Origin of the sequence: Deinococcus radiotolerans, from assembly GCF_014647435.1 — a bacterium.
GTDB lineage: Bacteria > Deinococcota > Deinococci > Deinococcales > Deinococcaceae > Deinococcus > Deinococcus radiotolerans.
The window spans coordinates 476,684-491,211 of sequence record NZ_BMPE01000001.1; the positions used below are offsets into that span (position 1 = coordinate 476,684).

12 protein-coding genes are annotated in these 14,528 nt (G+C 66.2%); 3 read left to right on the forward strand and 9 right to left on the reverse strand.

Features of this window, described 5'->3' with window-relative positions; all coding sequences use genetic code 11:
• Positions 1-101: 101 nt before the first annotated feature.
• From IEY63_RS02320 to IEY63_RS02350, 7 genes are all read right to left on the reverse strand, one after another.
• Complete coding sequence (locus IEY63_RS02320; RefSeq protein WP_308425084.1) at positions 102-1,112, reverse strand: ABC transporter ATP-binding protein; 1,011 nt, start codon at positions 1,110-1,112, stop codon at positions 102-104.
• Entirely contained in the window at positions 1,109-2,155 is a 1,047-nt protein-coding gene (locus IEY63_RS02325) for an ABC transporter ATP-binding protein (RefSeq protein ID WP_189067342.1), read from the reverse strand. The genes IEY63_RS02320 and IEY63_RS02325 overlap by 4 nt, the downstream gene beginning before the upstream one ends.
• 110 nt (positions 2,156-2,265) lie before the next feature.
• Positions 2,266-3,402 carry an ABC transporter permease gene (locus IEY63_RS02330; RefSeq protein WP_189067343.1) on the reverse strand — a complete coding sequence of 379 codons (1,137 nt, stop codon included), beginning with the start codon at positions 3,400-3,402 and terminating at the stop codon, positions 2,266-2,268.
• 1 nt (position 3,403) lies between these two features.
• Positions 3,404-4,387, reverse strand: coding sequence for an ABC transporter permease (locus IEY63_RS02335; protein WP_189067344.1), 984 nt, complete (start codon positions 4,385-4,387; stop codon positions 3,404-3,406).
• 88 nt (positions 4,388-4,475) lie between these two features.
• The gene (locus tag IEY63_RS02340; RefSeq protein ID WP_189067345.1) at positions 4,476-6,245 is read right to left on the reverse strand and encodes an ABC transporter substrate-binding protein; all 1,770 of its coding nucleotides are present in this window, start codon (positions 6,243-6,245) and stop codon (positions 4,476-4,478) included.
• A gap of 305 nt (positions 6,246-6,550) precedes the next feature.
• Complete coding sequence (secG, locus tag IEY63_RS02345) at positions 6,551-6,775, reverse strand: preprotein translocase subunit SecG (protein ID WP_189067346.1); 225 nt, start codon at positions 6,773-6,775, stop codon at positions 6,551-6,553.
• A 112-nt stretch (positions 6,776-6,887) separates the two neighbouring features.
• Positions 6,888-7,403 (reverse strand): metal-binding protein, encoded by a 516-nt coding sequence (locus IEY63_RS02350; protein WP_189067347.1) that lies wholly within the window; start codon positions 7,401-7,403, stop codon positions 6,888-6,890.
• A gap of 69 nt (positions 7,404-7,472) precedes the next feature.
• Here IEY63_RS02350 and IEY63_RS02355 point away from each other — a divergent pair, with 69 nt between their 5' ends.
• Complete coding sequence (locus tag IEY63_RS02355; protein ID WP_189067348.1) at positions 7,473-9,527, forward strand: S8 family serine peptidase; 2,055 nt, start codon at positions 7,473-7,475, stop codon at positions 9,525-9,527.
• Between the two features lie 215 nt (positions 9,528-9,742).
• Here IEY63_RS02355 and IEY63_RS02360 read toward each other — a convergent pair whose 3' ends face one another.
• A complete protein-coding gene (locus tag IEY63_RS02360) occupies positions 9,743-10,744 on the reverse strand; it encodes an MDR family oxidoreductase (RefSeq protein WP_229784426.1) in 1,002 nt (333 codons plus the stop codon).
• 321 nt (positions 10,745-11,065) lie between these two features.
• Between IEY63_RS02360 and IEY63_RS02365 the strand changes: the two genes are divergently transcribed.
• Positions 11,066-12,400, forward strand: a complete 1,335-nt coding sequence (locus IEY63_RS02365) for a hemolysin family protein (protein ID WP_189067350.1) — start codon at positions 11,066-11,068, stop codon at positions 12,398-12,400.
• Entirely contained in the window at positions 12,393-12,836 is a 444-nt protein-coding gene (cdd, locus tag IEY63_RS02370) for a cytidine deaminase (protein ID WP_189067351.1), read from the forward strand. Before IEY63_RS02365 ends, cdd begins: the two co-directional genes overlap by 8 nt.
• Positions 12,837-12,934: 98 nt before the next feature.
• On the opposite strand, the gene IEY63_RS02375 is transcribed toward cdd, so the two are convergent.
• Positions 12,935-14,482: a gamma-glutamyltransferase family protein gene (locus IEY63_RS02375; RefSeq protein WP_189068022.1), complete on the reverse strand. Its 1,548-nt coding sequence runs from the start codon at positions 14,480-14,482 to the stop codon at positions 12,935-12,937.
• Positions 14,483-14,528 lie beyond the last annotated feature (46 nt).

Consider the following 14,528-nt stretch of genomic DNA (forward strand, 5'->3'; position numbering starts at 1 on the left):
TTGCCGCTCAATATGAGATGTGAGAGCGTGCGTCAGGAACGCGACAGAAAACCCGCCGCCCTGGATTCGGGGCGGCGGGCTGTTCATGTCTTCCGGACGGCTTAGAGGATGTCGTCGCGGATGCAGGCTTTGAAGTGGCCGGGGCTGACTTCGCGCAGTTCCGGGATGATGTTCGCGCAGTCCGCAATCGCGTACCGGCAGCGGGTGCGGAACACGCAACCCGACGGCGGGTTGATCGGGCTGGGAATGTCGCCTTCCAGGATGATGCGCTGGCGCTTCACCGTGGGATCGGGCACGGGCGCAGCCGAGAGGAGCGCTTCCGTGTAGGGATGTTTGGGGTTGCGGTTCAGCTGACGGCTGGGCGCAATCTCCATGACGCGGCCCAGGTACATCACGATGATGCGGTCGCAGATGTACTCGACGACCGCGAGGTCGTGCGCGATGAACAGCACGGTCAGGCCCAGTTCTTCCTGCAGGTCCTGCAGCAGGTTCACGACCTGCGCCTGGATGCTCACGTCCAGCGCGGAGACGGGCTCGTCGGCGACGATGAACGCGGGGTCCACGGCCAGGGCGCGGGCGATCCCGATGCGCTGGCGCTGACCGCCGGAGAACTCGTGCGGGTAGCGGCGCATGTGCTCGGGGCGCAGGCCGACCTTCTGCAGCAGTTCGGCGATGCGGTCGACACGCTGCTTGCCGGGGTGCAGGTTATGGATCTGCATGGCTTCGCCGATGATGTCGCTGACGGTCATGCGGGGGTTCAGGCTCGCGAAGGGATCCTGGAAGATGATCTGCATCTCGCGGCGGTAGTCCCGCATCTGCCCTTTGGACAGCTTGGTGATGTCGGTGCCGTTGAAGAGCACCTGGCCGCCGGTGGGTTCGATCAGGCGCAGGATGGCGCGCCCGGCGGTGGTCTTCCCGGAGCCGGATTCACCGACCAGGCCCACCACTTCGCCGCGGCCGATCTTGAAGGATACGTCGTTGACGGCCTTGACGTTCCCGACGACGCGGGAGAGCAGGCCCCCGCGGATCGGGAAGTATTTTTCGAGGTTCTGGACGTCCAGCAGCGTGTCGCCCGTGGTGGGCATGCTGCGGCGGGCTTCTACTGCGGTCATGCGGTCACCTCGCGCTGCGCCTGCGCGAATTCGCGCCAGCGGATGCAGCGGGACATGTGGCCGTGTCCGGTGTCTTCCAGGGCGGGCACGGCTTTAGAGCAGTCGGGAACGGCGAACTTGCACCTTGGCTCGAAGGCGCAGCCGGGGGGCAGGTTCAGCGGGTTGGGCACGTTCCCGGGAATAGCTTCCAGGCGGCCTTTGGGCTGCCCGGGGACATGCTCATACTCACCGGGGCGGGGAATGGAGTTCAGCAGACCCATGGTGTACGGGTGGCGAGGCGCCTGGAAGATGTCCACGACGTCACCTTCCTCCACCACGCGCCCGCCGTACATCACGACGACGCGGTCGGCCATTTCCGCCACGACCCCGAGGTTGTGCGTGATGAACAGGATGCTCATCCCGACTTCCTTCTGCAGGTTGCGCATCAAGTCCAGAATCTGCGCCTGAATCGTCACGTCGAGCGCCGTGGTGGGCTCGTCGGCGATCAGCAGGGCCGGCTTGCAGCTCAGGGCCATGGCGATCATGACGCGCTGACGCATCCCGCCGGACATCTGGTGCGGGTACTCGTTCACGCGTTTTTCGGGGGCGGGGATGCCCACGAAGCGCAGCATGTCGGTGGCGACGCCCATGGCGTCTTTCTTGTTCTTGCCCTGGTGCAGCATGACCGCTTCAGCAATCTGATCCCCGACGGTGTAGACGGGGTTGAGGCTGGTCATGGGCTCCTGGAAGATCATGGAGATGTCATTCCCGCGGATCTTGCGCATGTCCGCTTCGCTGAGCTTGACGATGTTCTTCTGAACGCCGTCTTTGCCGGTGAAGAGGATCTCGCCTTCGACGATCTTGCCGGGCGGCGTGGGAATGAGGCGCATGACCGACAGACTGGTGACGCTCTTGCCGGAGCCGCTTTCGCCCACGACGGCGAGTGTCTCGCCTTTCTTGATGTGGAAGGTCACGCCGTCCACGCTCTTGACGACGCCGTCGTCGGTACTGAAGTAAGTTTTCAGGCCGTTCACGGCCAACAGGACTTCACCCTGGTGGGTCATTGTTCCTCCGTTTTCAACACGTTGTGCATCATACAACCGTTAGGGATTCGTGGGGCTGTCGTGGCGCGCGGCGCGGCCCTCTTTGCTGGCCGCGCCGCGCGCTCTTCAGGTCAGGAGCGTTTGCGCGGGTCGAAAGCGTCGCGCAGACCGTCACCGAGCAGCTGGAAGCACATGACGGTGAACACGATGAAGAAGCCTGGGATCAGCACCCAGGGTCGGGTGTTCAGACTGCTCAGGCCGCCGTCCTGCGCGGCTTTCAGCAGGCTGCCCCATGAGGCGTACGGCTCGACTGCTCCGATCCCCAGGAAGCTCAGGCCGGACTCCAGCAGGATGAAGCTGGGAATGGCGAGGGAGGTCGTGACGATCACGTAGGTGGTAAGGGTGGGCAGCATGTGCCGCCACATGATGCGGTTATCGCTGGCGCCTAAGCTCTTGGCGGCGGACACGAAGTCCTGTTCCCGCACGCTGAGCAGCTGCCCACGCGTGACACGCGCCAGGCCGCCCCAGCCGATAAAGGCCAGGATGCCCAGAATCACGTACAGGGCCAGGATCGGGTTGATGTCGCGGGGGAACACGCTGCGCAGCAGCAGCAGCAGGAACAGATAGGGAATTGCCGCGAGCACCTCCACCAGGCGCATGATCAGCGTATCGACGATGCCACCAAAGTAGGCGGACACAGCGCCCATCATTAGGCCGATCAGGGTGGTGATCAGCACTGCACCGAGGCCGATGGTCAGGCTGATCTGCGAGGCGTACAGGGTGCGGGTGAACAGGTCGCGGCCCAGGTCCTCACCGCCAAACAGGTACACGCTGCAGTCTTCTTTGTTCGTACCGAACAGGTGCAGGTCGCCGGGAATGAAGCCCAGGATCTTGTAGCTGGCGCCGCGCACACCGAAGTACAGCGGGCAGCGCTCTGCGCTGGGCTTGAATTCGTTCACGAAGGTATCCATGTTCAGCTGCTGGGTGTATTTGAACACGTAGGGCCGCGTGAATCCGCCGGTGTCAGGATCACGGAACTGGATGGGTGTGGGCGGGTGGAAGCGGGTGATGTTGCTGGTTGAGTAGGACGACAGCGCGTCAGGCGCAATGAATGGCGCGAAGATGGCCATGACGTACAGCAGGATCAGCATCAGGCCGCCGGCCTGAGCGAGACGGTTTTTCCGGAACTGCTGCCAGGCGACGGAGAACTGGGACTGACCGAGCGGTTTGGTCTTCTTCTGGGTCGTGGCGGGTGTGGTGGTGGTCATATCAGCCGACCTTGATGCGCGGATCAACGACCGCGAGGAGAATGTCGCCCAGAGCGTTGCCGATCACCAGCAGGACGGTGGTAATCACGGTGAAGCCCGCGATGAGGTACAGGTCCTGGGCGTTCAGGGCATCGAGGATCATGGGGGTGATGCCGGGGTAGGCGAACACGACCTCAATGAAGCCGGCGCCAGCAACCGCTCCGGGCAGCAGACCACCAATGTTGGCCACGATCGGCAGGATGGCGTTGCGGAAGGTGTGCTTCCAGATGGCGGTGCGTTCACTGACGCCCTTGGCGCGCGCGGTGCGAATGTAGTCCGAGCGCATCACTTCAAGCATCTGTCCGCGGATTACGCGCGTCAGGCCAGCAGCGTCGCTCACCGCGAGGATGATGGCGGGGATGATGAGGTGCTTGGTGACGTCGAAGAACTTCTGGACGGCCGTCATGCTGTCAAAGTCGTTGCTGGTCATGCCGTTGATCGGGATGTCCAGGCCAGTCTTGGCGCGCACCTGCAGGATGAAGTAGATAACGATCAGCGCCAGGAAGAAGCTGGGGAACCCGAGCAGGAAGTACAGGAAGACGTTGACCGCCTTGTCACCCAGGGAATTTTGCCGCACGGCGCCGAACACCCCGAGGGGGATCGCGATCAGATAAAAGAGCACGGTGTACAGCAGCACGAGGTACAACGAATTGGCGATCCGGGGTTTAATGACGTCCAGCACGGGCTGCTGGTACGAGAATGACAAGCCCAGGTCGAAGTGGAACAGCATGTTGCGCATCCACAGGAAGTACTGCTCGATGGGATGGCGGTCCAGACCGAAGTTGCGTTGGAGCGCTGCGAGCGCTTCTGGGCTGATGTTCGGGTTGAGTTTTGCGGGCGTCAGGAAGTCGCCCGGGGCCAGCTGAATCACGAAGAAGATCAGGATGCTGGCCAGCAGCAGGGTGGGAATGGACTGCACCAGTCGGCGCAGGAGGAATGGGATCATGCGGGCTCTCCGGGGGGCGTCATGGGTGTGGGGGGCAGTCCGCGCGGGCGGACCACCCCCCGTGGGAGCAGGGTGCTGCTCTGGTCGCTTACTTGATGAAGGTCAGGGGGTTGGCGCGCTGGCCGTAGTAGGCGTTCATCAGGTTGGCGGGGTACTCGCCGCCTAGGCGCTCGTTGAAGGCCACGTGGTAGTTGCCGCCGACGAGGTAAATGACGGGCTGCAGTTCGCCTTCGGCCTTCATCAGCTGGCCGCCGATGGCGCGGCGCTTGGCGTCGTTGAGTTCGGAGTCACCTTGGTAGTACAGCTTGGTCATCAGCTGTTCCTGGCTGGTGGCGCACTTGCCGTCGGTGGGGTTGTTGTAGGAGTGCAGGTTGGTGCCGCAGGGCACGACGTTGCTGCCGAAGCTCCAGATGTTGCTGCCGCCGGAGAGACCCAGCAGGATGGCGTCGAAGGGACGGTTCTCGCCCTTGGAGGTGAGCTGGCCGACCAGGGTGTTGAAGTCGATGGGGGTGAAGTTGACCTTCACGCCGACCTTCTTCGCCTCGTCAGCGAAGATGCGGCCCAGCTGCTCGCGGACGGTGTTGCCCGCGTTGGTGCTCAGGTTGAATTCCAGCACCTTGCCGCTCTTGTCGACCAGGTAGCCCTGGGCGTTCTTCTTGGTGTAGCCGATCTGCCCGAGCAGCTTGCTGGCCTGGGCCAGGTCGTACTTGTACTGCGGGGCGCCGGCGGAGAGGCCTGCGTCGAGCTGCTGCTTGAAGATCGGGTAGGTGCTGAAGTACGTCTCACTGCCCAGGCCGCCCAGGGCGAGCTGAACCATGGCCTGGCGGTTGGCGATGTGGCTCATGGCGCGGCGGAAGCGCACGTCACGGAAGAGTTTCTGCTTGGCGGGGTCGCTGGCTTTGTTCCAGTTGAAGGTGATCCACTGGCTGGTGGCCTGGGGGCTGACGTTGGCCTTCAGGAAGGCTTTCAGGTTGCCGGAGTCGATGGCTTTCTTGGTCTGCGCCAGGTCATCGGCGTTGCGCATGCCGACGGTGTCGATCTGACCGGCGAGGAAGGCGGCCAGCGACGCGTTGGCGTCCGCGACGATCCGGACGGACATGGTGTTCAGGTAGGGCAGTTCTTGGCCGCGGCTGTCCTTGTTCCAGTCGCCCCAGTTGGCGTTCTTCTTGAACACCGTGCGTTCGCCGGCGCGGTAGGACTCCACGACCCAGGCGCCGGGGCTGACGATCTGGCTGGCGGGCGTGGCGAGACCCCACAGCTTCTTGACGGCGTCGGCGCCGCCTTCGCGGTACGCCTTGCCGAACACGTGGTCAGGCCAGGGGGAGTAACTCATGATGCTCAGGGCGCTGGCGCTGGGCTGGGGGAAGTCGAACTGGAGGGTGTAGTTGTCGAGCTTCTTGACCGTGATGGGCTTGCCCACTAGGAAGAAGGTGTCATAGCTGTTGCTGCCGACCTTGTCGTCCGTGTGGATCTTCCAGGTGCTGACGAAGTCGTCGGCCGTGATGGCCTGACCGTCACTGAACTTCATGCCCTGGCGGATCTTGACCACGAAGCGCTTGTTGTTGTTGCTGACCACGGGTGCGCTGGCGGCCATGTAGGGGATGAACTCGTCGTTGCGGGGGTCCTGCGTAAACAGACCCGAGCCTTCGGACATGCGGTCAGGAATGCTGTCCGCTTCAGAGCTCGTGAAGGGGTTCATGGTCTTGAAGTCGCTGATGGCGGACAGACGCAGTTCGCCGCCGCGTTTGTTGGCGGTGTTCTGATCGGCAGTCCAGGCTGCGGGCCACACGAAGGTGGACTGCTGGGCGGCGGCGGTGCCGAGGGTCAGCGCCAGGGCCAGGGTTAGGGCTTTTTTCATGGGGGTCCTCCAGGTCTGGTGAATGGAAATACGACAATCTCCGGCGTGCAGCCGGGTTGCTCGGGTCCTGCTTTCGTTTTCCAGCGAGCTAAATATATTGGCCTAGGTGACCAGGGTCAAGGACCGAATGAACGAATGCCCCTGTTGGAGACGGCGCCGAGCGAATTTTCATGAAGTTCTGGGGCAGTTTCGGCGCTCAGTTGAGTAGAAGAGATGATTGAAAAGTGAATGAATCTACAGTTAAAGTTCATGCAAAAACTGTGCGGGCCCCCATGAGGACCCGCACCAGTCAGTGGGTGAACGTGTTATCTAGACACGAGGTTGATCAGCAGGGCCAGCAGCATGAAAAAGCCGCCAAGCACGCTGGTAATTCTCACCAGGCCACCCTCGACGCCGCGGCCACCGAGGAGTGATCCGCCGGACGCCATACTGGCAGAGAGGCCCGCCTGCTTGGGCACCTGCAACAGCACGAAGAAGATGAGGCCAGCACACACGAGAGCGAAGAGCACAATGAACAGGGTCAGAATCATGGAAACCTCTTGGGCCCAACCGTCCATCTGGTGCGAACGGGTCGAGCGGCCAAACACGGCGGCGTGGTTCCGCGCGTCTGTACAGCCGGCAGTTTAGCGCAGGTCCCGTCCCTCATCTTCCCCGCACCCTGCGGTACCCCTTGCGCAGCCCATGATCGGGCCGCACCCCGTCGGCGATCAGATGTAGCCACTGGCTCAGGTAGTACCCGAGGAGCAGCGGCGCCACCACCTTGACGCTGATGGGCTGGGGAATGGTGGGCACCTGCAGATCAGGAGCAACGAACCGCAGGAGGCCGAAGATCAGGGCCAGGATCAGCGCCACGTACAGGAGTCGCGTGAGCGGCCCGATCACCCAGCTGTGCGACCACCCCCGGTGACTGAAGAGCATGCCGTACGGCACCCACAGGGCGCCCAGGACACCCCAGTGCCTTTTGCTGTCCACTCGCCCTTCAGCCAGATCCAGGTCCGGGGACAGCAGGAAGGTGCCCGCCGCATACGCCAGTGTGAAATTCAGGGCCTGAGCAGGGGTGATGACGACCAGCTCCTGCCGGGCAGCGTAGAGCGCGGCGGCCGCCAGGACGCTGTACGCGCCGATGTTGATGAGGTTGTGAACGCGACCGCTGGGCACGGGCGCCATTGTGCCACTGTGAGAAGCGTTCATGTCCCATCAGCTTGCGTGCGGCATGCTGTGCGGTACATGACCCACGTTCAACGTATGGCAGGGCTGCTGGCGGCAGCACTCGCGCTGTCCGCCTGTGATCAGCTGAAACCGGACGCCCAGAAGCTTCAGGACCGCACGGTCAGCCTGGGCTTCAAGACGCAGGAGGCCGTCACGGTGCCCTTCAGTGGCAACTGGCGCGTCACGGACGCCCCGAGCTGGATTCATGTGTCGTCCCAGGCCGGCCAGGGCCCTGTGACCGTGACGTTCACGGCGGACCGTCAGGAGGCCACGCCGGTCAAGGCGGATCAGCCCAGCCTGAGCGGCAAGGTGAAGATCAGCTGGACCAGCGGCACTGGTGGACAGGCGGTGAACGGCACAGCGATCTGGACAGTCACGGCACAGCAGTACGCACTGACCGGTCGCCTCACACAGCCCGCGCAGGTCACCGGTGCGGACGTGGTCACGGGTGTCCAGGCGCCAGCGAAAACCGACTTGGCGCCCCGCGGCGTGATCGTGAAGTACCGCGCGTCCGGCCTGCTCTCTGCTCAGTCGACCACGCTGCGCCCCGCCGCCCTGGGCCGCGAGCAGTTGCAGACTGCGGGTATTCAGGTTGCCCGTCAGGTCAGCCTGAGCGCCCAGAGTGCCGCGCTGGACGTCAAGGACGTGCAGGGCGCCCTGCGGGTGTTGCGCAGCGATCCACGCGTGGAGTACGCCGTGCCGAACGCCACCTTGCGCGCCCAGGCGGCAGCCGAGCCCGTCGTCCCCACGGATCAGTTCGCGCCGCTCCAGTGGGCGTATCCCCTCATGGGCTACGGCGCGGTGTGGCGCGATATGGAGGGTGGCGCCTACAGCCGCGCGGTGACGGTGGCCGTGGTGGATACCGGGGTCCGCTTTGATCACCCTGATCTGACCGGTCAGCTGTGGCTGCCCGGGGAGGGGGCCATGGACGTGATTGCCGACACGACGAACGGTGATGGGGACGGCGCGGACACGGATCCCACGGACCCGGCCACGCCTGGACGCACGGCGGGCAGTCACGGCACGCACGTCACGGGCATCATCGCGGCGCGCTGGGGCACGAACAGCGGCGCGTGCAGCGGGTGCAGCCCCAGCGGCGTGGTTGGCGCGACCTACAAAGCGAACGTGAAGGTTCTGCCGGTGCGCGTGATTGACGCGAGCGGCAATGCCTCGGAGGCGGACGTCACGCTCGGCATCCGGTACGCTGCGGGTCTGCCCGTCACGATTGACGGCGTGACGTTCAAGACGCCCCACCCGGCGCAGGTGATCAACCTGAGCCTCGGGGGCGCGATCAGCACCGAGGACGCCCGGCCCATGTGCGAGGCCATTGCCGAGGCCCGCGCCGCTGGCTCGCTGGTCATCGCGGCAGCCGGCAACGGGTACGGCACCGTCCCGTACTACCCGGCCGCGTGTGACGGCGCGGTATCCGTCGCGAGCGTCACCCTGTCGGGCGCGAGTGCGCCCATGCACTCCCCGTTCAGCAACGCGTACCCGCAGGTTCAGCTGGCCGCTCCGGGCGGCGCGGACCCGTACAGCGGCGCGACCTTCAACGGCGGCACCTTCAACGGCGCGGCCTTCCCGGACATGATTCTCTCCACCAGCTGGGACTACGCGAAGAACGCTCCGAACTACGAGGCGGAGGTGGGCACCAGTCAGGCCAGCCCTCAGGTTACCGCGCTGGCCGCGCTGCTGCTCAGCAAGGGCGTCACCACCGGGCCGGATGACACCCTCCAGCGACTGCGGGACACAGCCACGGACCTTGGTGAGGCCGGTCGGGACGACCAGTTCGGGTTCGGGATGGTGAACGCCGCGGCGGCCCTGAACGCCCCTCAGGTGAGCAGCGGCCTGGGCATCCGAGTGCAGAGCGCCCAGGGTCTGAGCTTCCAACCTCCTCTGGACAGCACCGGCGCCTTCCGCGCCTACCTGGGTGACGGCACCTACCGCGTGACCGGCGGAACGGACGTCAATGGCAACGGCGTCTACGGCGAGTCCGGCGAGGCCAGGGACGAACGTACGGCCACGCTCTCGGAGGCGGCGCCGCAGGTGACACTGGGAGATCTGACGCCCCGCTAACACGCACGGACGAGGGACCGTCGGATTCAGCCCCGCCGGTCCCTCGCTTTTTGCACTTTCTGAACCCTTCCCAGGACACCTGAGGCACGGCGACGCCGCACATACTCGGGTTAAACGGCGCACCCTGGAACCGGACCAGTCCAGTAACACCCCTTGACCAGTCTCTCCGCCCCGGACCGCGCCAGACCGGGTCCCCACAGCCCTCTATGCCGGGTTCAGCTGATTTCGATCACGGTGCGTCCCCGGACGCGTCCGGCCAGAATCTCCTCCGCCAGCGCTGGGACGTCCTCCAGTGAGGCGGTGTGCGTCATGGCAGCAAGCTGAGGTGCGGGCAGGTCGCGGGACAGGCGAGTCCACGCGGCCTCGCGCCGCTGCACTGGGCAGGTGACGGAGTCAATGCCGAGCAGGCTCACGCCGCGCAGAATCAGGGGGAACACGGTGGCGTGCAGTTCATGCCCACCGGCCAGGCCGCACACGGCGAGGCTCCCGTGCGTGCGGGTGGAGGCGTACGCACCGGCGAGGGTGGCGCCGCCCACCGTGTCCACGACGCCCGCCCAGCGTTCCTTTTCCAGCGGGCGGGTCAAGCCGGGTAGCTCCTCCCGCCCGATGACGCGGCTGGCCCCCAGGGACCGCAGGTACGCGTCTTCGTGCGGGCGGCCCGTGCTGGCCACGACGGTGTGACCGGCCCGGGCGAGCAGCGCCACGGCGGCGCTGCCCACGCCGCCCGCCGCGCCGGTCACGAGAACCTCGCCGCTGCCCGGGGTCAGGCCTTGGTCTTCCAGGGCCATGACGGCCAGCATGGCCGTGAATCCGGCGGTGCCGACGCTCATGGCCCAGTGGGCGTCCGTGCCGCCGGGCTGCGCGACCAGCCACTCGGGCCGGGCCCGGGCCAGGGTGGCGTAACCGCCGTCCTGGCGTTCGCCGATGCCCCAGCCGGTCAGGATGACCGGCGTGCCGGGCTGCCACCGTCCGGTCGCGTCGTCCAGCACGGTGCCGGCCAGGTCAATGCCGGGCGTCATGGGATGGGTGCGCAGCACACCGGGCCGCCCAGTGACGGCCAGGCCGTCTTTGTAGTTCAGGCTGGAGTGTGTGACGCGGATCAGCACGTCACCGTCCGGCAGGGCCGTGAGGGGCAGGGTCTGAAGTTCAGCGCGCGTGCCCTGATCGTCTTTCAGGACGCGCAGGGCGCGGTAGGTGTCGGGCAGGGGCTGGGTCACGTGGGGGTCCTCCTGTATGGGGGGTCGTGGGTGGGGGTACTGGGCGCAGCGTACCGCACGGGGCGGCTGCTCCCGCGGCCGTGACACATGGCGGGCAGGACAGGCGTCCCGGCGTGGGGGCGGGTGTGTTATCCTTCGCACTGCTATGGAGCCTCCCAGTTCTGGCTCTCGTACCGCGCCCGGAGAACACCGCCAGGGGGCGGCTGTTTTGCCTTGGCACCCCACCATCTCCGGTCACCGACGCGCCCACCTGACTTCCGGTGGGGCGGGCAGCTTGCGCCTTGCGGATGACCATGACGCGACTCTGGAGCGCGTCCCTACATGAATGATTACATCGGTATCGCCGCCCTGTTCGTGCTGGTGCTTCTGAACGGGTACTTTGTCGCGGTGGAGTACGCGCTGGTCAGCGTCCGCCGCACCCGAATCGACCAGTTGGCCGAGGAGGGCAATGCCACGGCCCGCATCGTGCAGCGTGTCCTGGGCCGACTGGACCTGTACATCGCGGCCGTGCAGCTGGGCGTGTCCATGATGAGCCTGCTGATCGGTTTCGTGGCCGAACCGGCCATCGAGCACCTGTCCGAGCCGCTGTTCCTGCGTGCGGGTCTGCCTGAGCAGTACCTGAAGCCCGTGGCGTTCGCGCTGGCGTTCATTCTGAGCACCACCTTCCACATCGTGCTGGGGGAACTGGTGCCCAAGAGCGCCGCGCTGCAGAAGAGTGAGCAGCTGAGCATGGCGATGGTGCGGCCCCTGGTGGCGTTCACGGCGGTGTTCCGCCCGGTGATTCTGGGCCTGAACGCGCTGGGCGGCGTCGTGCTGCGCCTGCTGGGACTGAAGGCCGTGGCCGGGCATCACACGGCGTACAGCGAGGAGGAGATCCGCATGATCGTCAGCGCGTCCAGCCAGGAGGGCGTGCTGGAGGACGACGAGAAGGAACTCGTGTACAACGTGTTCGATCTGTCGGACACGACCGTACGGGAGATCATGACGCCCCGGATTGACATGGTCGTGGTGGACGGCGCCTCGCCGCTGCGTCGCCTGCTGGAACTGAAGGGCGAGCATGGATACTCGCGCGTGCCAGTCTTCCAGGACACGCCGGACAACATTGTGGGCATCGTGCACACCGGGGACGTGCTGCTGCACCTGGACGCACTGGATCACACCCTGATCGCGGACGTGATGCGCCCGGTGTTCTTCGTGCCGGAAGGCATGAAGATCAAGGACCTGCTGGCCAAGATGCGGGACAAGAAGAGCCACCTCAGTATCGTCGTGGATGAGTTCGGCGGCACCTCCGGCCTCGTGACGCTGGAAGACGCGCTGGAGGAGATCGTCGGGGAGATCTACGACGAGACGGACGAGGAAGAGGTCCCGATGATCGAGGTGATCAGCGAGGGCGTGTACCTGATGGACGCCAGCCTGACAGTCGGTGAGGTCGAGGAGCGCCTGAACGCGAACATCGAGGATGGTGAGGGCGAATTTGATACCCTGAGCGGCTTCATGACCAGCCACTTCGGGGACATCCCGGAGGTGGGGCAGAACTTCACCCACAACGGCTGGGCCTTCACCGTGGAGGACGCCGACCAGCGCCGCGTGAACCGCGTGCGGGTGGAACGCGCCCCGCAGGTGAATGAACTGGAGACCGAGGACACCCATGAGTAATGCCAATGCCCTGAACCTGACCCCTGATCCCCAGCTGCTGGAGGGCGCGAAAGCCGCGTTCAAGCAGGCGTACGCGCCGTACAGCAAGTTCCACGTCGGCTCGGCCCTGCGCACCCGCGACGGCCGCGTGTTCTTCGGCGCGAACGTCGAAAATGCCAGTTACGGCCTGGGCCGCTGCGCGGAGCAGAGCGCCGTGCAGGCCATGGCCACCGCCGGAGAGCGCGAATTCACCGACATCGTCGTGTACTCCGAGGCGACACCGCCCGCCAGTCCGTGCGGCGCGTGCCGTCAGGTGCTGTACGAGTTCGCGCCGGACGCGCGCGTGGTGTGCGTGAATCAGCACGGCGACATTGTCAGCGGGTACGTCCGGGACTTCCTGCCCCACGGGTTCCGGCTGGAGCAGCGAGACGACGGGCACGACGTCGGCACGGAATAAGGCCGGGCAGGGGCGGCGCGCCAGGGGCATGGAGGTCCCGGCGCGCCGCTTCCCTCTGTGTTCGTGCCGGGATCAGTGACCCGCCTCTCCCCTGCCGCTTACCAGGCCGCGATGTGCCCGTCAGTGCGGGTTTCAGTACCGCCCTCCAGCACGCCAGTCACGGGGTCGCGGCGGATCATCTGCCCGCGCCCGAACGCCCCGGGATCGAGTTGCACGCTGACCGCGTGGCCCATCCCCGCGAGCTCGCGGGCCAGGGTGCCGCCCAGGGCATGTTCGACCTCCACCCGGGTGCCGTCCAGCCACTGCCAGCGCGGGGCGTCCAGCGCCTGCTGCGGGTTCATGCCGTAGTAGGCGGTGTTCAGCACGACCTGGAGGTGCCCCTGCGGCTGCATGAAGCCGCCCATCACGCCGAACGGTCCGACCGGGGTGCCGTCCGTGCGACCCAGGAAGCCGGGGATGATGGTGTGGTACGGACGCTTGCCGGGCGCCACGGCGTTGGGGTGGGCAGGGTCGGTGTTGAAGTTGTGTCCGCGGTTGTGCAGGGCGATGCCGGTCCCGGGCACGACGATGCCACTGCCGAAGCCCATGTAGTTGCTCTGGATCAGGCTGACCATCTGCCCCTGATCATCGGCAGCCGCGAGATACACGGTGCCGCCCGTGCTGGGTGCGTGGGTGCGGGGGTCGTGGGCCCGCGGGCCCAGGTGCGCGCGGTGCGCGGTGGCGTTCGCCGCCGAGAGCAGTTGCGCGACATCCACCGGGGTGTGCCGCGGGTCGGCCACGAAGGCGTGCGCGTCGTGGAAGCCGCGCTTCATGGCTTCGATTTGCACGTGCAGGCCCTGCGGGTTGTCGCGCCGTTCGGGCAGCGTGACGTCACGCAGGACGTTCAGCGCGATCAGGGCGGCGATGCCCTGACCGTTCGGTGGGATCTCGTACACGCGGTGCCCGTGAAGATCGGTGTGGATGGGCGTCACCCATTCACTGGCGTGCGCGGCGAGGTCCGCGCCGGTGAGCAGGCCACCCTGCGCGCGGGCGTGCGCGTCGATCTGCCCGGCCAGTTCGCCGGAGTAGAACGTCTCGCCGTGCGTGGCGGCGATCTGTTCCAGGGTGCGGGCGTGCCCCTCGCTGCGCCACAGTGCGCCGGGCGCGGGCGTGAAGCCGTCCGGGGCGAAGGTGCGGAACCACTCGTCCATCTCGGGCAGGTTCAGGCGGCGGTAGATGCCGGTGGCCCGCGCCCAGTTCGCGGCGAGGACCGGGGAGAGCGGGTAGCCGTCCCGTGCATACGCAATGGCCGGGGCGAGCACCTGCGCGAAGTCCAGCCGCCCGAAACGGGCGTGCAGGTCCGCCCAGCCGCGCACCGCTCCGGGCACGGTCACGGGCGTCCAGCCGTGGCGGGGCATCTCGCCCGCGTGCCGGTCCCGCAGGGCGTCCAGGCTCAGGGCGGCGGGTGCGGCGCCGCTGGCGTTCAAACCGTGCAGCTGGCCGCCTGCCCAGACAAGCGCGAACAGGTCCCCACCGATACCGTTGCTGGTGGGTTCCACGACCGTCAGGGCGGCGGCCGTGGCTATGGCGGCGTCCACGGCGTTCCCGCCCTGCTGGAGGACACTCAGGCCCGCCTGCGCGGCGAGGGGCTGGCTGGTGGCGACCATGCCGCGCCGGGCGTACACGGGCCGGCGGACACTCGGGTATTCAGGC